This is a genomic window from Rhizobium sp. B230/85 (assembly GCF_019355735.1).
GTDB classification, from domain to species: Bacteria; Pseudomonadota; Alphaproteobacteria; order Rhizobiales; family Rhizobiaceae; genus Rhizobium; species Rhizobium rhododendri.
On record NZ_CP072156.1, the window covers coordinates 44,423 to 62,800 of the forward strand.

Annotated in this window: 19 protein-coding genes and 1 pseudogene; 13 read left to right on the plus strand and 7 right to left on the minus strand. The window is 60.7% G+C overall.

Annotation, left to right across the window (positions count from 1 at the left end):
* Window positions 1-1,134: a D-alanyl-D-alanine carboxypeptidase family protein gene (locus J5289_RS00255; protein ID WP_142824758.1), complete on the minus strand. Its 1,134-nt coding sequence runs from the start codon at window positions 1,132-1,134 to the stop codon at window positions 1-3.
* Between the two features lie 141 nt (window positions 1,135-1,275).
* Between J5289_RS00255 and J5289_RS00260 the strand changes: the two genes are divergently transcribed.
* The 5 genes from J5289_RS00260 (at window position 1,276) to J5289_RS00280 (ending at window position 7,228) form a co-directional block, all read left to right on the plus strand.
* A complete protein-coding gene (locus tag J5289_RS00260) occupies window positions 1,276-2,436 on the plus strand; it encodes a M20 aminoacylase family protein (protein ID WP_209185184.1) in 1,161 nt (386 codons plus the stop codon).
* A 158-nt stretch (window positions 2,437-2,594) separates the two neighbouring features.
* Window positions 2,595-3,257, plus strand: a complete 663-nt coding sequence (locus J5289_RS00265; protein ID WP_209185186.1) for a CBS domain-containing protein — start codon at window positions 2,595-2,597, stop codon at window positions 3,255-3,257.
* 41 nt (window positions 3,258-3,298) lie between these two features.
* Window positions 3,299-3,580 carry a CBS domain-containing protein gene (locus tag J5289_RS00270; protein ID WP_209185188.1) on the plus strand — a complete coding sequence of 94 codons (282 nt, stop codon included), beginning with the start codon at window positions 3,299-3,301 and terminating at the stop codon, window positions 3,578-3,580.
* 702 nt (window positions 3,581-4,282) lie between these two features.
* Window positions 4,283-5,401 (plus strand): porin, encoded by a 1,119-nt coding sequence (locus J5289_RS00275; RefSeq protein ID WP_209185190.1) that lies wholly within the window; start codon window positions 4,283-4,285, stop codon window positions 5,399-5,401.
* A gap of 105 nt (window positions 5,402-5,506) precedes the next feature.
* A complete protein-coding gene (locus tag J5289_RS00280) occupies window positions 5,507-7,228 on the plus strand; it encodes an ABC transporter ATP-binding protein (RefSeq protein WP_209185192.1) in 1,722 nt (573 codons plus the stop codon).
* A gap of 57 nt (window positions 7,229-7,285) precedes the next feature.
* On the opposite strand, the gene J5289_RS00285 is transcribed toward J5289_RS00280, so the two are convergent.
* Window positions 7,286-7,570 carry a DUF982 domain-containing protein gene (locus tag J5289_RS00285; protein ID WP_142824752.1) on the minus strand — a complete coding sequence of 95 codons (285 nt, stop codon included), beginning with the start codon at window positions 7,568-7,570 and terminating at the stop codon, window positions 7,286-7,288.
* Between the two features lie 128 nt (window positions 7,571-7,698).
* Entirely contained in the window at window positions 7,699-8,124 is a 426-nt protein-coding gene (locus J5289_RS00290) for a hypothetical protein (protein WP_224127884.1), read from the minus strand.
* A 215-nt stretch (window positions 8,125-8,339) separates the two neighbouring features.
* Between J5289_RS00290 and J5289_RS00295 the strand changes: the two genes are divergently transcribed.
* Window positions 8,340-8,507 (plus strand): Thivi_2564 family membrane protein, encoded by a 168-nt coding sequence (locus J5289_RS00295; RefSeq protein WP_111219842.1) that lies wholly within the window; start codon window positions 8,340-8,342, stop codon window positions 8,505-8,507.
* 68 nt (window positions 8,508-8,575) lie between these two features.
* Here the strand turns inward: J5289_RS00295 and speB are convergent, their stop codons facing one another.
* Window positions 8,576-9,631 (minus strand): agmatinase, encoded by a 1,056-nt coding sequence (gene speB, locus J5289_RS00300; protein ID WP_209207515.1) that lies wholly within the window; start codon window positions 9,629-9,631, stop codon window positions 8,576-8,578.
* 103 nt (window positions 9,632-9,734) lie between these two features.
* On the opposite strand from speB, the pseudogene J5289_RS00305 reads away from it, so the two are divergent.
* Window positions 9,735-10,895 (plus strand): annotated as a pseudogene (locus J5289_RS00305) (aminotransferase); the annotation flags it as partial.
* On the opposite strand, the gene J5289_RS00310 reads toward J5289_RS00305, so the two are convergent.
* Window positions 10,879-11,607 (minus strand): UTRA domain-containing protein, encoded by a 729-nt coding sequence (locus J5289_RS00310; protein WP_209185200.1) that lies wholly within the window; start codon window positions 11,605-11,607, stop codon window positions 10,879-10,881. The pseudogene J5289_RS00305 and the gene J5289_RS00310 sit on opposite strands and share 17 nt — an antisense overlap.
* Window positions 11,608-11,837: 230 nt before the next feature.
* On the opposite strand from J5289_RS00310, the gene J5289_RS00315 reads away from it, so the two are divergent.
* The 5 genes from J5289_RS00315 to J5289_RS00335 all read left to right on the plus strand — a co-directional run bounded on the left by J5289_RS00315 (window position 11,838) and on the right by J5289_RS00335 (window position 15,841).
* The gene (locus J5289_RS00315; protein ID WP_209185202.1) at window positions 11,838-12,665 is read left to right on the plus strand and encodes a transporter substrate-binding domain-containing protein; all 828 of its coding nucleotides are present in this window, start codon (window positions 11,838-11,840) and stop codon (window positions 12,663-12,665) included.
* 100 nt (window positions 12,666-12,765) lie between these two features.
* Window positions 12,766-13,407: an amino acid ABC transporter permease gene (locus tag J5289_RS00320; protein WP_209185204.1), complete on the plus strand. Its 642-nt coding sequence runs from the start codon at window positions 12,766-12,768 to the stop codon at window positions 13,405-13,407.
* Complete coding sequence (locus J5289_RS00325; RefSeq protein WP_209185206.1) at window positions 13,404-14,072, plus strand: amino acid ABC transporter permease; 669 nt, start codon at window positions 13,404-13,406, stop codon at window positions 14,070-14,072. Before J5289_RS00320 ends, J5289_RS00325 begins: the two co-directional genes overlap by 4 nt.
* On the plus strand, window positions 14,069-14,860 hold the full coding sequence (locus J5289_RS00330) for an amino acid ABC transporter ATP-binding protein (protein WP_142824745.1): 792 nt from the start codon (window positions 14,069-14,071) through the stop codon (window positions 14,858-14,860). Before J5289_RS00325 ends, J5289_RS00330 begins: the two co-directional genes overlap by 4 nt.
* Before the next feature lie 93 nt (window positions 14,861-14,953).
* Window positions 14,954-15,841, plus strand: coding sequence for an AraC family transcriptional regulator (locus tag J5289_RS00335; protein WP_209185208.1), 888 nt, complete (start codon window positions 14,954-14,956; stop codon window positions 15,839-15,841).
* Window positions 15,842-15,856: 15 nt separating this feature from the next.
* On the opposite strand, the gene J5289_RS00340 is transcribed toward J5289_RS00335, so the two are convergent.
* Both J5289_RS00340 and J5289_RS00345 read right to left on the minus strand, forming a co-directional pair.
* The gene (locus J5289_RS00340) at window positions 15,857-16,123 is read right to left on the minus strand and encodes a BON domain-containing protein (protein ID WP_209185210.1); all 267 of its coding nucleotides are present in this window, start codon (window positions 16,121-16,123) and stop codon (window positions 15,857-15,859) included.
* 78 nt (window positions 16,124-16,201) lie between these two features.
* Window positions 16,202-16,861: a hypothetical protein gene (locus J5289_RS00345; protein ID WP_209185212.1), complete on the minus strand. Its 660-nt coding sequence runs from the start codon at window positions 16,859-16,861 to the stop codon at window positions 16,202-16,204.
* 328 nt (window positions 16,862-17,189) lie between these two features.
* On the opposite strand from J5289_RS00345, the gene dxr reads away from it, so the two are divergent.
* The gene (gene dxr / locus J5289_RS00350; RefSeq protein ID WP_142824741.1) at window positions 17,190-18,365 is read left to right on the plus strand and encodes a 1-deoxy-D-xylulose-5-phosphate reductoisomerase; all 1,176 of its coding nucleotides are present in this window, start codon (window positions 17,190-17,192) and stop codon (window positions 18,363-18,365) included.
* Window positions 18,366-18,378 lie beyond the last annotated feature (13 nt).

Genomic DNA, 18,378 nt, shown 5'->3' on the forward strand with positions numbered 1-18,378 from the left:
TCAGTTGGTCGGGCGCGGCTGCGGAACCGGAATGCCTGCGACATCGCCGGATACCTGTTGCGAACTCTTCGCGACAGACGCCTTGTCGGCCGCCGCATCGGGTCCGCCGCCGATCAGCCCGGCATAGGTGAAGTTGGGAGTATGGGTCATCTCGTGGATATAGGGAGAAAGCACCTTCATCCGGCCTGTCGGGTCGCGCGTCTCGCTGCGCATCTGCGCGCCCTTAGCGCTGCAGATATCGTTGGTAACGTCCGCCACCTGGTCCTGGCCGGGACCATAGGGTTTCAATGTCTGCAAGGTGTCGTTGCCGGGAAACTGCGAGGTAAAGCCTTTTTCGAGCATGTCGGCCGACATGTCGGCGCGTTCAGCCAGGCTGTTGGTGCCGAGAACGACGGACACCAGCGTCCTGCCGTTGCGCGTCGCCGAGGCGATCTGGTTGAAGCCGGATGCACAGATGAAGCCGGTCTTCATACCATCGGCACCGTTGTAGCGGCCGATCAGCAGGTTGATGTTGGGCACCTGCTTGACGCCGTTGGTAAAGCCCTCGAGCGCGAAATAGCCGGCATACTGTGGAAATTCGCGACGCAGGGCGACGGTCACGATCGCGAGATCACGGGCCGTCGTATACTGCCCCTTGCCGGGCAGGCCGTTCGGATTGATGAAATGCGAACTCGTCATGCCGAGTCGCGCCGCTTCCGCGTTCATCTTGGCGACGAAGCCCTGCTCGGAGCCACCGACCGTCTCGGCAACAGCCATGGCCAGATCGTTGGCCGATTTCACCAGCATCATCTTCAACGCATTATCGAGCGTCATCTTCTGGCCGGGCTTGAAATACATCTTGGCGGCAGGCTGGGCGGCTGCGTGCTTCGACATCACCACCGGGGTGTCGAGGCTGATCTGGCCGGCCTGGATGGCGCGAAACGTGGTATAGACCGTCATCAGCTTTGTCAGCGATGCGGGATACCATTTGCGGAACGCTTCCTCGTGCTCCAGCACGCGGCCGGTGCTGACATCGACAAGGATGTGTGGGTTGGCAAAGGCTGCGGATGCACCGCTCAGGAAAAGCGCTGTGACGGCAGCACCCACCGGCAAAAGCCGCAAGGCGGCAAACAAAGAATTCTGCTTCGTCGGCACGGTCTGTCCTTCAGTGTCCGGAATTTTCTCGAACCTCGCAGGTATTTAACCTATATGGCTATGAGAAGGCAAAGGTGATCGACGGTTTATTTCCGTCTTCCCACGCCATATCAAAGAGATTGATCAGCAGGAAAATCGACCATGCCCATCTTGAACAGAGCAGCGGAACTGCAGGACGAAGTGACCGAATGGCGCCGCCACATCCACGCCCATCCGGGCTTGCTCTACGCTGTCGAGGAGACCGCCGCCTTTGTCGCTGACAAGCTGAAAAGCTTCGGCGTCGACGAGATCGTCACAGGCATCGGCCGCACCGGCGTCGTCGGCATCATCCGCGGCCGTGGCGAAGGTCGCACCATCGGCCTGCGCGCCGACATGGATGCTTTGCCGATGACCGAGATTTCCGGCAAGCCCTGGGCATCGAAGACACCCGGCAAGATGCACGCCTGCGGCCATGACGGCCACACCGCCATGCTGCTGGGAGCCGCCAAATATCTGGCGGAAACACGCAATTTCACCGGCAGCGTCGCCGTCATCTTCCAGCCGGCTGAAGAAGGCGGCGCCGGCGGCAAGCTGATGGTCGAGGACGGCATGATGGACCGTTTCAAGATCGCCGAAGTCTATGGCATGCACAATATGCCGGGCATCCCCGTCGGCAAGTTCGCCATCCGCAAGGGTGCGATCATGGCGGCGACAGACGAGTTCAGCATTGTCGTCAAGGGCCGGGGCGGCCATGCGGCCATGCCACACACGACGATCGACCCCATTGCCATCGGCGCGCAGATCGTCACCAACCTGCAGATGATCGCCTCGCGCAACGTCGACCCGCTCGGCTCTGCAGTCGTTTCCGTTACCAAATTCAACGCCGGCTTCGCCCAGAACGCCATCGCCAACGAAGCCACCCTCGCCGGTACTGTCCGTACGCTGGATGCCGGGATTCGCGATCTGGCCGAGCAGCGCCTGCGCCAGGTTGTCGCCGGTATCATCGCCGCCCACGGAGCCGAAGCCGACGTCCGCTATAACCGCAATTACCCGGTGACCTTCAACCACGCCAACGAGACGGATTACGCTGCGGAGGCCGCTCGTGACATCGCCGGCGACGCCAACGTCAATGCAGAAGTCGATCCGATGATGGGCGGCGAGGATTTTTCCTACATGCTCAACGCCCGACCCGGCGCCTTCCTTTTCCTCGGCAACGGCGACACCGCCGGCCTGCACAATGCCGCTTACGACTTCAACGACGAGGCCATCGCCCACGGCATTTCCTTCTGGGTCCGCCTTGCCGAGCAACGTCTCGGCTCGTAACGAAGCAACCTCATTCACGGTGACCCATACCCGCGATGGCATTGATCAAAATCAATGCCATCGCGTCCATCTTCCCTAGTGTGCCCGGAGTTCGGTCAGCGACGTCGGTTAAATGAGCCGGTGTCGCCTGCCCTCTTCAGGTCTCGGGAGGAATAAAAATGCTCGCCAAGAACGTCATGACAACCAGTGTCATCTCGATCCAACCCACCGCGAGCGTCCGCAGCGCCGCACTTTCGATGATCGCCCACTCCATCAGCGGCCTGCCCGTTGTCGACGACGACGGACTGATGATCGGCATCGTTACGGAGGGGGACTTGCTGCGTCGCGTCGCCGTCCGCGCGCAGGATCGGCACTACGACCTGCCGGGGCCAAACGATCCCCCTTCATTGGACGACTACGTACATACCCATGGATGGTCGGTCCGGGATGCGATGTGCAGCGATATCATCACGGCAGGCCCCAACACCGATGTCCGCGAGATTGCCGGCATCATGCTGTCGCACGGGATCAAGCGCGTACCGATCCTCGACAAGGGGCAGCTCATCGGCATCGTCAGCCGTTGCGACCTGCTGGGCATGATCATCGACGCACCCTTCGATATCGTCGCTTCCGGCGATGAGGGCATTCGCCTCGCCATCTCCACCCGGCTGCAGGACGATCTCGGCATCGACCCTGCCCACGTCAAAGTGACGGTCTCGGGCGCCCGCGTTTCCATTGGCGGGCGGCTTGAGACCGACCTGCAGCAAAAAGCCGTCCGAGTGCTCGTCGAAAGCGTTCATGGCGTGACCGGCTACACCGACCACACGACGCTGACAGACTGAAAACCGGGCGATCGGCTGCGACGGCATACCAAGGGACAACCATGGACGAAGCCCAAAAGACCAACAAACCGCTGCAGACCGTGACACGTGGCACATTCGCCAATGACGTTCTGGACATCATGCAGCGGGAGAACGTCAGCATCGTGGTGGTGGTCGAGACAGGCATTGTCATCGGCACCGTGACGGATCGCGACATAGCCATGAAGTGCCTCCTGTCGGGAAAGCTTCCGGGCGCCATCACCGCCTTCGACGTCATGACACTCCAGCCGGACGGATGCATCGGCAAGGCCATGCGGCGCGCAGAACTGCCCATCGTGGAATAGCGGCAGGCAGTCCAGTCCCGACGCATGGCCCGGCTTTGCATGCCCTTCCGAACACGGATTTCGGCAAAAGATGAGTTGCGACAGGCACGAGCCTGCGTTATGGAGACCAGGGCAAAACCGTTATGTCCACGTAGCTCAGTAGGATAGAGCACAGGATTCCTAGTTGCATTAATTGGGGGCTGCATTTGAAAGATTGCAGTCGATCTGCTCAAAGTCGGGGAACGCTTCGCTGAACTCCAGCATGCCAATCCCGAGCCAAGCTCCGGAGAAATCCGGTGAAGGTGTAGAGACTGGATGGGCAGCACCTAAAGGCCTCGGCCCATGGTGAAGGGACAGTCCAGACCACGAACGCCTCCGGGCGGCGGTTAAAACCGAAGTGGTATGAATCCTGGGGTCGGAGGTTCGAATCCTCTCGTGGACACCATTTTTACAAAATTTCCAGACAAAAGGGCGTCAAACTATCCGGCACCGGCAAAGCTCGGCGGCGGGCTGGAGTTGTGACATTTCGGCAACCTCGGCGTGCTGAAAATTCTGCTTCGCCGCGATCGACGCTGATCCCTGTTGATACATTCCGTTGTCCCGATATCCTTATATTCAGCGGGGATTCGCCGCTGTTCCAGGTGGAGCATGTAACAGGCCGCAGTTGCAGCAGACAGTTTTGCGCGCAGCTGCCACGGCCAATCCCGACAGATTGGATAGATCATGAACATTCGCACATTGCTGTTGGGCTCGGCCGCAGCCCTTTCCATCGTCTCCGGAGCAAAGGCTGCCGACGCCATCGTCGCGGCCGAACCGGAACCCCTTGAATATGTTCGCATCTGCGACGCCTATGGCGCCGGCTACTTCTACATTCCAGGCACAGAAACCTGCCTGAAGATCGGCGGTATGGTGCGGACCGAAGGCGAATGGCACGATGCCTACCAGCCTGACCACAAGATCGGCACCTTCTGGCATACGCGCGTCGAACTGAACGTCGATACCGCAACGGACACCGAATACGGCGCGCTGAAGACCGAGATGGTCTACCGCTTCGAATCGTCTGAAGGCATCAACACCAACAAGGTCCTGTTTGCCAACATCAGCCTCGGCGGCTTCCTCGTCGGCAAGGCGGATTCGCAGTTCTCGTCCTACACGGGCTATGCTGGCGACATCATCCAGGACGACGTGGTTTCCTACGGCCCCGGACCGATCAACACCGAACTCAACCAGCTGACCTACACCTACGATCCGGGCAACGGGTTCACCGCGATGGTCTCGGTCGAGGATTCGCAGTCTGCATCCGACGCAAATTACGACTCCTCCTTCGTCCAGAGCAATGGCCGCAGCTGGCAGGTCTCCAAGGCCGACACCTATACCCCGGATGTCGTTGCCGGCCTCGGCTACAAGTCCGGCATGTGGAGCCTCAAGGTTGTCGGCGGCTACGACTCGATCGTCGAGGAAGGCGCTATCAAGGCCCGCGTCGATGCCGATTTCGGCGTCTTTTCGGCATTCCTGATGGGCGGCTGGAACACAGACGGCGACAAGCTCAACAAGTATGCTTCGGGCTACGTCACCGATGGCGCCTGCCCCGTCAACAAGGAAGAGCTTTGCGGCTGGGGCGACTGGGCTGTCTGGGGCGGCGTCAACGTGCCGATCAACGACAAGCTGAAGGGCAACGTCCAGGTCGCCTACACCGACAGCAATATCCTTGCCGCGGCTGCCAACCTGCAGTTCAAGCCGGTCGGCGGTTTCACGATCGAGCCGGAAGTCGAATACACCAAGTGGGATTCGACCAACAACGACGCCTGGGCCGGCATTCTTCGCTTCCAGAGAAGTTTCTGATAGGCTAGACCCTCACTATCGTCTGCCAAAGGGCCCGGCTTTCGGGCCCTTTTCTTTGTTCAAGCCGCTGGTCGATTGCCTCCTGCCCCACAAGCGAGTTTTCCCATGCTGCGCCGGTTCTTTTCCTATTACGCCCCTTACAAGAAGCTCTTTTATCTCGATTTCGGCTGCGCAGTCGTTGCTGGCCTTCTGGAACTCGGGTTTCCGCTGGCGATGAAGCTGTTCATCGACACGCTGCTGCCAGGCCAGGATTGGGGCCTGATTGCCGGTGTCGCGGTGCTGCTGCTGGTTGTGTACGTGATCAATACCGGCCTCATGGCGGTCGTCAATTACTGGGGACACGCACTCGGCATCAGCATCGAGACCGACATGCGTCGCCAGGCTTTCGACCATATCCAGAAACTCAGCTTCCGCTTCTTCGACAACAACAAAACCGGGCACCTGATCGCCCATGTCACCAAGGATCTCGAGGAAGTCGGCGAAGTCGCCCACCATGGCCCGGAAGACGTCTTCATCGCCATCATGACCTTCATCGGCGCCTTCATCCTGATGTTTACCGTGCACTGGAAGCTGGCACTGCTGACGACCGTCATCGTTCCCGTGATGACCTGGATGGTCAGCCGCTATGGCGCCCGGATGACGGAAAACTGGCAGAAGCTGTTTGGCCAGGTCGGCGAGTTTAATGCCCGCATCGGCGAGAGCGTCGGCGGCATCCGGGTCGTCAAGGCATTTGCCAACGAGGACCACGAGCGCGCGCTATTCGCCGTCAACAACGAAGGATACAAGGCAACCAAGCTGAATGCCTATGCCTACATGACGGCGAGCCTCACGCTCTCTTATTTCGGCACCCGGTTCGTGCAGCTGCTGGTGATGGTGGCCGGCACCTATTTCGTTATTCGCAGCGAGCTGAGCTATGGCGGCTTCGTCGGCTTCCTGCTGCTGGTCAACGTCTTCTTCCGGCCGATCGACAAGATTACCTCCGTGCTGGAAAGCTATCCGAAGGGTATCGCCGGCTTCAAGCGCTTCACGACACTGATCGACACCGCCCCGGACATTGCCGACAGACCGAACGCCATTGCGGTTGAGCATCTGAAGGGAGACATCGCCTATACCGACGTCAGCTTCGGCTATGATGCCAATGGCAGGATTCTTGACAGGCTGAACCTGACGATCAGGGCCGGAGAGACGATTGCCTTCGTTGGCCCGTCAGGCGCCGGCAAGACGACGATCTGCTCGCTGCTGCCACGCTTCTACGAAGTCGACAGCGGCGCCATCAGCATCGACGGAATGGACATCCGCGACATGACGCAGGCCTCGCTCAGGGCGCAAATCGGCATCGTCGCCCAGGATGTCTTCCTGTTTGGCGGCACGATCCGCGACAATATCGCCTATGGACGCCTTGGCGCCAGCGACGACGAAATCATGGATGCGCTGAGGCGGGCAGCGCTGGATGAATTCGTCCTGTCGCTGCCGGACGGACTATCCACCCGCGTCGGCGAGCGCGGCGTCAAACTGTCCGGCGGCCAGAAGCAGCGACTGGCGATTGCCCGCATCTTCCTGAAGAACCCGCCAATCCTGATCCTCGATGAAGCCACGTCCGCGCTCGACACGGCCACCGAATATGCCATCCAGCAATCTCTCGCGGCGCTGTCCGAGGGACGCACGACGCTGGTGGTCGCCCACCGCCTGGCAACAATCCGCAACGCAGACCGGATCATCGTGGTCGGCACGTCCGGCATCGTCGAGGACGGTACGCACCAGCAGCTGCTCGCACGCCGGGGTCCCTATGCACGGCTGCACGAGGCGCAATTCGGGGCGGTTGCCTGATTTCTGATAGTGGAGCCGGTTTACCGCGAGGTGGAAGCGTCTACCGCCCCTGACTGGCTATACCTTCGGCACATTCGGAAGCCGGGGCGTATCCGATACGAAGACGCCGGCCTCCTCCGCTGCGGCGAGGAATGCTTCGCGGGCGTCATCGGGCGGCAACTTGTTCATCATCACCTGCCCGAAAGTCCGCAACGCATGGAAATAGGCTTCTCCCTCGCTGACTGGCCAGTAGCGGGAGAGCAGGTTCATGGCTTGCCGGGTGGAACTGACGATCATGTAGAAGCCGAGCTTGTCTCGCTCGACATAACAACTCTCAGACCACTGCTTATCCTCAAGCGTCATGGCGCCCCCCAAAAACGCAAAAGCTACGTATCAATCGATCTGACGGACTATCGTTCCGTGCACCCGGATGCTCTTCGCAACGGCAGGTACGGTCCGGCATCTGCCATTCGGAAAATGGCGATTTTGTATCAATCGTTGTAAATATAGGAACCGCACATGTCTTCATCACTCTCGGGAGCGGCGTGGCCCGTGAAAACTGCCACGGCCGTAAGCCCCTCGCCAGCGCCCCAGGTGGCGATATAGCTGACCTTGCCGGAGCCACACAGCCTGTTGCCATTTTCGAGCACCGGATCGGCAGGGTTTTGCACCCGGTAGACGGATGCTGGAACCCTGTGACCGTCGATACGGAAATGGTCGCTGACCAGATCCGAGAAATCGAGCGATTCCCCATTGGCAAAACTGATGCTGAAATCGTCCATCGAAATGTCACCGGTTATGCTGGACGCGGTGTTGCTATAGGCCGTGTAGGCGTCGGCGCGGACCGGGGAAGACCCGCCGATGCCAATCGCGCCGGCGATGCACACCGACATAGCGATGACGAACCTGTTCAGCATAGTTACCCCCCACGGCACGAATTGGAGCCCGATTGAACTCGAAAAGCCGGCAAGGACGCAGCAAACCGGTAAAATCAATGGTCAATCCGAGGCTTTATTGCACTACCCGCACAAAAATGCATCGAATTTAACTGCCGGCCTTTCCTTATGAACATGGCTACATAGTTAAGCCAGGTGGCCGCAAGGCATATTCAAGACGCAAGGAGTTGGGGATAATGGGTTCATCTGTTTTGATTGGTATTCTGATCACGTTTCTGGTGATCATTCTGGTGCTTTGGCTTGTTCAGCGTTTGCCCATCGAGGCTCGCATCCGCCAGATCGTGCAGATCATCGTGATCATCATCGGCATCATCTCGCTGCTGAAGTACCTCGCGGTATTCTAGGCCAGATCCAGTCGACGGATACGGGATTGCCCGTGTCCGTCGATTTTCCAAAGCCTGCCCATAAAAGCCTACCGCCCTCCGAGTGACGGGCTGAACACCATCAGGCTCAGGATTTCAAACAGCACCTGGGCACCGGCCTGCGCCGTATTGGTGGTCGTATCGTATTGCGGCGCCACCTCCACGACATCTCCACCGACAATATCGATCCCCTTCAAACCACGGATCAGCTCCAGCACCTCGCGTGTCGTCAGGCCGCCGATCTCAGGCGTACCGGTTCCCGGCGCAAAGCTCGGGTCGAGACTGTCGATGTCGAACGACAGATAGGTCGGCCCGTCGCCGACGATGGCCCTCGCCTTTTCGATGATCGCCGGAATACCTAGACCCGTCACGTCCTCCGCGTGGATGACCGTCATGCCGGACTCGAACGAAAATTCCCAAAGATATTCGGCCGAGCCACGAATGCCGATCTGCACCGTGCGCGTCGGATCGAGAACCCCGTCTAGCACGGCGTTTCGGAAAGGCCCGGCATGGTGGAACTTGGTCTGGTCGAAAGCGCCGCTGGTATCGCAGTGGGCGTCGATATGGATCATTCCGACCGGCCGCTTCCTGCCGACGGCTTTCAGGATGGGATGGCTGATCGAATGGTCGCCGCCGACCGATAGGGGCAGGACGCCGGCATCGACGATCTGGTTGACGCGCTTCTCGATATCCGCATGCGACTGCTCCAGCCGGTATCGGCTCTGGAAGGGCACGTCGCCGATATCGGCAACACGGATATCGAACACCGGCGCCGTACCGAGCACATGATTGTAGGGACCGATCCGCTCGATGGTGCGCAGCGCACGCGGCTCGAAACGCGAACCCGGGCGGTTGGTGACGCCGAGGTCCATCGGAATTCCGAGGATTGCTACCTGCAGATTGCCGAAATCGGGATCTTCCGCAGAAACCGGCAGATAAGGCGCACTGACGAATGTCGGCAGGCCTGAATAGGGCGCCAGCCGGGTGCCGCTCTTCGAAAAGATCTTGTCGCCGACCTTGCGAAACGCTTCGTCGAAAATCGCGCCGCCTGCAGCATCGCTGAATTTCGCCCGCAACGCGTCCAGCTTCGTCTTGTCCCAGCTCATAGCCGCTTCCTCTGCCCGATGTTGTTCCCGCCTGCCTCGCCCGACAAAGCAGTTGAGAATGCCGTTGCACTCGTTGTAGCAATGGAAAAACGAGAAAGCCAATATGACCCGCGCCCAAGCCAACCCCCTCGTCACCCGCCTCTCACCCCCGCCGATCCCCTCGGTGCACGCCTGGGGGAAGGCCTATGATGGCAGGCTCGGACCGCTGATCGATCTGTCGCAGGCAGTCCCCGGCTATCCGACCCATCCCGAGATGCTGCGCTTGCTCGGGCAAGCCGCCGCCTCGCCCGCCATGACAGGCTATGGCCCGATCGAGGGAGAGCCGGTGCTGCGCGACGCCTATGCGCAGCATGTCAGCGCGGTCTACGGCGCGGAAATCAACGCCGACCACATCCACATCACCGCCGGCTGCAACCAGGCCTTCATGTCTACCGCCATTGCCCTGACGGCTTCGGGCGGCAGCGTGGCGCTGACAAATCCCTACTACTTCAATCACGAAACGACGCTGTCGATGCTCGGTATCGGGCATAGTCTGGTCCAATGCGACGCGGTTAATGGTTTCCTGCCCGATCTCAACTCGGCGCAAGCAGCGCTCGCAACCGGTGCACGGGCGCTCGTGGTGGTGACGCCCAACAACCCGACCGGTGCCGTCTATCCGAAAGATCTGCTGTATAAGCTTTTCAAGCTCTGCCAGGAGCACGGCGCCTGGCTGATCATCGACGAAACCTACCGAGACTTCCTACCCGAAGATTTCGGGCGGCCGCACGCGCTTCTGTCCGAACCCGGCTGGGAAGAAACGCTGGTGCTGCTCTACAGTTTTTCGAAATCCTTCTGCATTCCCGGCCATCGGCTTGGGGCAATCACTGCAGGACCGGGCCTCGTTGCGGAAATCGCCAAGGTCATGGACAATATGCAGATCTGTGCGCCCCGCGCGCCGCAGATCGCAGTTGCCACCGCCTTGCCTCTTCTCGCCGACTGGCGCGCCGGCAATCGCCAGGAAATCGCCCGGCGGGCCGATGCGCTGCGTCAGGTTTTTGCCGATCTGCCGCAATGGGAAATCGGTGCCATCGGCGCATATTTCGCTTTCGTCCGCCATCCCTTTGCCGGGCAGTCATCGGCCGCGGTTGCCGAGAGGCTCGCAAGGCAGGCCGGCGTCGTCTGCATCCCCGGCAGCTATTTCGGCGAAGGACAGGATCGCTATCTCCGGCTGGCCTTCGCCAACGCCGACGTGGCCTCCATCGCGCTTCTCAGCGATCGCCTGCGGTGGGCCAGGTTGCCGCTGGCTGGAAACAGCCGGCAAACTGGAACCGGTCGCCCGGATGGGTGATTTCTACGTAGGTGACGGTGCGGCCATTCTGCCAGGTCTGGCGAACGAGATTGAGGCAGGCTTCGCCACGCTCGGTCTCCAGCAACCGAGCTGTCGCCTGATCGGCCGAGATCGCCCGGATGACGTGACGGGCCTTGGTCCAGGGCACCTGCTCCAGCAGCCATTTTGCCGGCGGAAGCACGGCAAATTTCTCCTCCCGCGCAAGCGGTACCAGATCCAGCAGGATGATACGGCGCTCGAGCGCATTCGGCCTGCCGTCGACGATGTGCAGGCATTGCAGCCTGAGGATTTCGGCACCCACCGGCTCCGAGAGCAGCTTGGCACCGCCTGCGTCCAGCCGTTCGATCTTCCGCGTCAGGATCCGGTGATCGTGGCTGTGCCCGGCGAGTTCGGCGGCAGTGCTGATATCCTGGATATCCATCACGGTACGGTCGATCTGCGGCAAGGCGACAAACGAACCGGTCTTGCGCCGGCGCACGACCATGCCACGCGCAACAAGCGCCGACAGCGCCTTGCTCACCGTCATCCGCGAGCAACCGTATTGCGCCACCAGATCCTGTTCGATCGGAATGCGGGACCCGGGCTGCCATTCACCGGCCAGGATTTTCGCCTCGATATCGCTGAAAATGGTCTGGTAAATTGATGCCAAGGTCGACCCTCGATCCGTGTGGCAACAGAGCCTACCGGTCACCCGGCAATGGCGCGCGATTTGCCTGCAGCCGTCAGCCGGCACATTTTTTGCGTGTCCAGACTTTTACATTGACACTGTAGGCCCGCCTATATCTATTTGTATAGTCAAAAGCGGATCGCAGAAATCCGTCTCGCGGGAAAATCACATTCAAATCCTCCGACAGGGGGATGAAAAACTGGAGAGAGATCATGAAAACCAATTCCCTGCTGAAGGGTCTTCTCGGCGCTGCCTTCCTGCTAGGCGTGACGCTGTCGGCCCAGGCTGCTGATACGCTTGCCGCAGTGAAGGCTGCCGGCACCATGAAGGTCGGCACCGAAACCGCCTTCGCACCCTTCGACTTCATCGACGCCGGCGAGCATGTCGGCCTCAACGTCGATCTTTTCGCCGAAATCGGCAAGGAACTCGGCGTCAAGATCGAATGGGTCACGCTTCCCTGGGACGGCGTCTTCCCGGCCCTTGAAGCTGGCAAATTCGACGTTGTCGCCGGCCCGGCCACAATCACCAAGAAGCGTCTGGAGCATTACCGCTTCACGCCGCCGATCGCCGAAGCGAGCATCGCCATCCTGAAGAAGGCCGGCGACAAGAAGATCGTGAAGCCGGAAGACATTGCCGGCACCAAGATCGGCGTCGGCAAGGCTACTTCGCAGCTCGACCAGCTGAAGGAATATTCGGCTACCCTGCCCAAGCCTGTCGACGTGCACGAATATGTCTCGTTCAACGATGCCTATGCCGACCTCGCCGCAGGCCGCGTCGAAGGCGTTGCAAACTCGCTGCCGAACATTGCTTTCGTTGCCAAGCAGCGTGAAGGCGTATTCGAAGTCGTTACGCCGACATTCGGCAAGAAGTCCTATTTCGGCTTCATCGGCCTGAAGGATGCCGATCACGCGCCTTTGATGGACGCGATCGATGCAGCTCTTTTGAAGATAAAGGCTGATGGTCGCATGGCCACGTTGCAGAAGAAGTGGTTCGGCGCCAGCTTCGACACCCCGGATGCCGTCAAGGACCCGGCATTCTGATCTGCTCGTCTTTCTGACTGATTGCGCCCCGGCTTATCCCCGGGGTGCGATCCGAGACAGGATCGGGTCTCACTGACTGCCAGGCGAGCGAATTCAGGACATGTCCTTCAAACTCTTCGAACTGCTTTTGCAAGCATCGATCTACACGATCACCATCAGCGTCGCGTCGATCCTGATCGGCTTCACGCTAGCCTTGCTGATCTCGGCGATGACGCTGTCGGGCCAGCGGCTGTTCATCTGGCCAGCCCGAATTTTCATCAGCTTCTTTCGCGGCGTGCCTCTGCTGGTGCAATTGCTGCTGATCTACAATCTGCTGCCGGCCATTGGCGTGAACGTGCCGAGCATTGTCGCAGCCATCATCGGCATGTCGCTGTCGACAGCCGCCTACCAGGCAGAAAACCTTCGCGGCGGCTTTGCCAGCGTCCCACGCGGCCTGATCGAATGCGCCGAAATGGTCGGCCTGACGCCTGCCCAGATCTTTCGCCGCATCAAGGCGCCAATCGCCATGCGGCTGACCTTTCCCGCCCTCGTCAACGAAGCGATCCTCCTGCTCAAGGCCTCCTCGCTGGTGTCTGTCGTCGGCATCATCGAATTGACCCGCATGGCCCAGGACCTGTCTGCCAGCACTTTCCTGCCGCTGCAGATCTTCGCCTCTGCCGGCCTCATCTATCTCATAATCAACTGGATCGTGGCGCTTGCAGGCGGCATGATCGAGCGCGCGTTGCCGGGAGCGCCGCGATGACCTTCGACATCCATGTCATCATCGACCAGTGGCCGGCGATCGTCAGCGGCGGCCTCGTCACCATCCTCATCTGGATACTCGGCACCATCGCGGCCGCCTTCCTCGGCTTCCTCGTCGCGGTCGCCCGCCGCTACGGCGGCCCTGTGGTCGATGCGATCTTTGGCCTGCTGGTTGCTATCCTGCGCGGCACGCCTTTCCTCATCCAGATCTTCCTGGTCTACTATGGCGGTCCCTTCATCGGCCTGTCGCTCGATCCGATCCCGGCCGGCCTCATGGGCCTGTCGATCTACGGGGCGGCCTATTATAGCGAAATCTTCCGCTCCGGCTTTGCGGCCGTGCCTCCCGGCCATATCGAAGCCGGCGAATGCGTCGGCATGAGCCAGGGCCAGATCATCCGACGTATCCTGTTGCCGGAGATGATCATGCTGGTGCTGCCGCCTTCGCTGAACATGACCATCATCCTTATGAAGGAAACGGCGGTGCTGTCGATCATCACGGTGCCCGAACTGACGGCCACGCTGAGCGCCATCGGCTCGCAGCAATATGCCTTCGTCGAAGCGCTCTTCGTGCTCGCCGTCTTCTATTGGGTCCTGGTCGAAGCCACCGGCTGGCTCGGCCATCTCGCCGAAACGAAACTCACCAGATTCAGGTTTTTCAACGCATGAGTATCCCGGCAATCGCAGTCAAGAACCTGGTCAAGAAGTTCGGCGACACGACCGTGCTGCACGGCATCGATCTCGAAATCCCTCAAGGGCAGGTCTCTTGCCTGATCGGCCCCTCCGGCTCCGGCAAGAGCACGCTGCTGCGCTGCATGGCCTTTCTCGAGGAAGCGACAAAGGGCACCATCACCATCGATGGCGAAGTGCTCGGCTTTACGGAGAATGCCCAAGGGGTGCGGGAACGCCTGTCGGCCGCGACCAACCGGGCTATCCGCGGCCGTATCGGCATGGTCTTCCAGCAATTCAATCTCTGGCCGCACATGACGGCACTCGGCAATGTCAGCGAAGCGCTGAAGACGGTGCACAAGATGAGCCGCAAGGATGCCGAAGACAGCGCTATGGCGCAGTTGGTGAAGGTCGGGCTGGAAAACCGGGCCGGACATTATCCGTCGCAGCTGTCAGGCGGCCAGCAGCAGCGCGTGGCAATCGCCCGGGCGCTGGCCCTGAAACCGAAGATCATGCTGTTCGACGAGCCGACCTCGTCGCTCGACCCCGAACTGACAGGCGAAGTGCTGAACGTCATGCGCGACCTCGCGTCTGAGGGAATGACGATGGTCGTCGTCTCGCACGAGATCGGCTTTGCCGCCACCGTCGGCCAGCAGATGACATTCCTCGACCATGGCAAGATATTGTTCAGCGGCACGCCGCAAGAGGTCTTTGCCAAGCCCCGCCACCCCCGCCTGGAGCAATTCCTCGACACCTACCTCGACCGCGGCGCCTCGACGCTGCTTTAGGCGGCATCCGGGCATTCTGACTGTCCTACGCCCCGGACTATGCCTATAAGTTTTCGACCGGACGGAGATCGAAACGCTTTCAGGGGTAATTTCATGCTGCAGAAACTGCTCGATGGTGGACCGATGACGCGAACGGTCTCGCTGCCTCGCGGAAGACACCGGCTGCATGCCATGCCGACCAGCGCCGGCTACGAGATCCGCCAGAACGAGACTTATGACTGGGATGGCCGCAAGCGCGGGCAGACACCTTTTACAGTGCTGCAGCACACCGTCAGCGGCGAAGGACGTTTGCGCTACGAGAACCGCAACTATCGTCTCGGCCCGGGCGATACGCTGCTGGTCATGGTGCCGCACAACCATCGCTACTGGCTGGAGAAGAACAGCCGCTGGGAGTATTTCTGGATCTCGATGAACGGCGAGGAAGCGCTGCGCATCCACCAGCTGATTCTCGCGGCGGCCGGCCCGCTGCTGAAGCTGCCGCAGGGCACTATCGACCAGCTGGCGGATTGCAGCCTGCAGCTGATCCACGGCGCCAAGAGCCCGGCCCAGGCCTCGGCCGTCGCCTACAGCGCCGCCATGGCACTCTACGACGGGGTGTTCGGATCACACGCCTTCATGCAGACCCAGAGCGCCATGCAGGCGGTTGTCGATCACATCAACGCCAATCTTGACAAGCCGCTGCCCGTCGAGGAACTGGCGGAGGTCAGCGGCCTTAGCCGGGCGCATTTTTCCCGTGTGTTTGCCGAAAGCGAGGGACTGCCGCCTGCGGAGTTCGTCCTGCAGCAACGAATGCAAAGGGCTGCCGTTCTGTTGACCAAGGCAGCGTTCCTGCCGGTCAAGGAAGTGGCGATCATGTCGGGTTTCGACGACGCCAACTATTTTTCAAAGGCGTTCAGGCGGGTCTATGGCCTCAACCCGACAGAGTTTCGCACCACCGGCATGTACGCATCGCTGCGCAATGTGCCGGCGAGCAACCGCTGAAACTGGGCTCGGACGTCACGTAATGGCAATGTGATTGGTAACGGCGGCAACGCCGGGCACAGCCCGCGCGACTTCGGCAGCACGCTCGACTTCGTCGGCAGTTGCGACAGCGCCCCGAAGAACGATGGCATCGCCCTCGGCAGTCACAATCACATCGGAGGCGCTGATGCCGCCGGAGACCGCGAGTGCCTCGGCCACGCGCACCTCAAGTGTCGCATGGTTTGGGTTTTCGACTTCGATTTCCGGCTCTTCACCGTTAAATGTCGCGGGTTTCAGCACCATGGCAGTATCTCCTTGCGTTTCAGCAGATGAAACGCCGAGATCGGCCATTGGTTCAGGCACGCCTATGCGCCGGTGCCATTACCACTTGATCCGGTAGTTCATACGCAGATCGCCCGCCCGTGTCGCGGAAAGCGGATCGGCAACGGACGCGGTGAAGCGAAGATGCGGTGCGAGCGGCTGGTTGAGAGCCAGCGTGCCCGTGATGTCTCCGGTAGCCGAAGTCACCGTACCGCTCGCCGAAACCGCAGTGCCGGCCCAGGGATACGTCATTGTCAGCGCTTGCGTCGCGTCGATCGATGGCGACACGCCTGCGGCGGCTGCGTAGTTGAGATTGAGCGAGTTCGATGCCTTCAGGTCGAGATTGCTGGAATAGATCCAGCTCCTGGATCGGCTCAGCGAAACACCACCGCTGCCACCGAGGGTGTCGATCCGGACGACGACGGCGCGATCTTCCGTCGTCCCCAGTCTTTGCCGGCTGTCAGCAACCTTGCCCCAGACGGTCGCCAGTTCGGAGCCGCTTAACAGCTGGCCGCCAGTCCCGGTGCTCAGCCCGAGGTCGGCGCCGGCGCTTGCATCGACAGCCAATGGCAGCTTCACCCCGACTGTGGTCTGATACACCCTCGGGGCCACCTTCACGGGAGCCCAGATCAACGCGCCGTCGGCCTTTGCCGGCAGAGCAATCGTCATTGTGCCGAGCACGACGCAAACGGGCGCCATGCGGAACAGCATTTTTGCCATGGATCATCTCCAGGGTTGGTATCGAGACAGACGGACATTGTCCGCAACGGGGGCAACCGAACACCGCACGATAGAAACGGTTCGGGTACCTCTTGCTAACAGGGCCAGGGCCCGGACGATGGGATCGTCACCAGCGCAGCGCATCTTATCGATGAAAAGAGTAAATGCCGCGTTGTTATGGTTCAATGATCCCATCCGTACCTATGCTTGTAAACCCCCGTCCTTCAGAATTATGCTGCAACGCACACTTGCCGCCCCGAACCTTCCGCGCTAGAGCCTGCGAGAGCAGGGATGACACCGAGTTGCCAAAGATGCAGATACGCGAACCATGACATTGGATAAGCAGGCGCCGCGTCGGCTGACGATCATGGGCTCGACCGGCTCCATCGGCCGGAACACGCTGGACGTGATCGGCCATCTCGGCGGACGCGATGCGTTCGAGGTCAAGGCCCTGACGGGAAACGGCAATATCGCACTGCTGGCAGAGCAGGCGAAGGCCGTTGGCGCCACTCTTGCGGTCACGGCCGACGACAGGAACTACAGCCTCCTGAAAGACGCCCTTGTCGGATCGGGGATATCGGTGGCCGCCGGTCGCAGCGGCCTCGAGGAGGCTGCCGACATGGAATCCGATTGGGTCATGGCGGCCATCGTCGGCACAGCTGGTCTGGCACCCACCCTTGCGGCTGCCCGCCGCGGTGCCGATATCGCCCTTGCCAACAAGGAATGCCTGGTCTCCGCCGGCGATCTTTTCGTCACCGCAGTCAGGCAGGGCGGCGGACGGCTGCTGCCGGTCGACAGCGAACACAATGCCATCTTCCAGGTGCTGGAGGAAAGCCAGCGCCACGCCGTCGAACGCGTCATCATCACCGCTTCGGGCGGCCCCTTCCGGACCTTTACGCTCGAGCAGATGGCCGATGTTACCGTCGAGACGGCGCGCGCCCATCCGAACTGGTCGATGGGTCTGAAAATCTCGATCGACAGCGCCTCGATGTTCAACAAGGCGTTGGAAATGATCGAAGCGCGGCATCTGTTCGGCCTCACCCCGGATCAGATCGAGGTCGTCGTCCACCCGCAGTCGGTGGTCCATTCCATGGTTGGCTATTCCGACGGTTCGGTGCTGGCCCAGCTTGGCGCGCCCGATATGCGGACCGCTATCGGCTACGCCCTGTCCTATCCGCGCCGGGCACATCTGCCGGTGGAGCGGCTGGATTTCACAAAGCTGGCACGCCTCGACTTCGAGACGCCGGATGACGTCCGGTTTCCGGCCATCCGCCTTGCCCGACTGGCGATGACCCGCGGTGGCGTCCAGGGAGCGGTCCTGAACGGCGCGAAGGAAATTGCGCTTGACGCCTTCATCGCCGGCCGCACCGGCTTTCTGACAATGGCAAAGGTCGCGGAAGACGTGATGGACCGCCTCGCCCATCTGCCGGCCGCGTCGAGCATGGACGACGTATTCGCCGCAGACGAAGAAGCCCGGCGACTGGCGACCGGGCTTCTGAACTAAATCGGCGAATGGA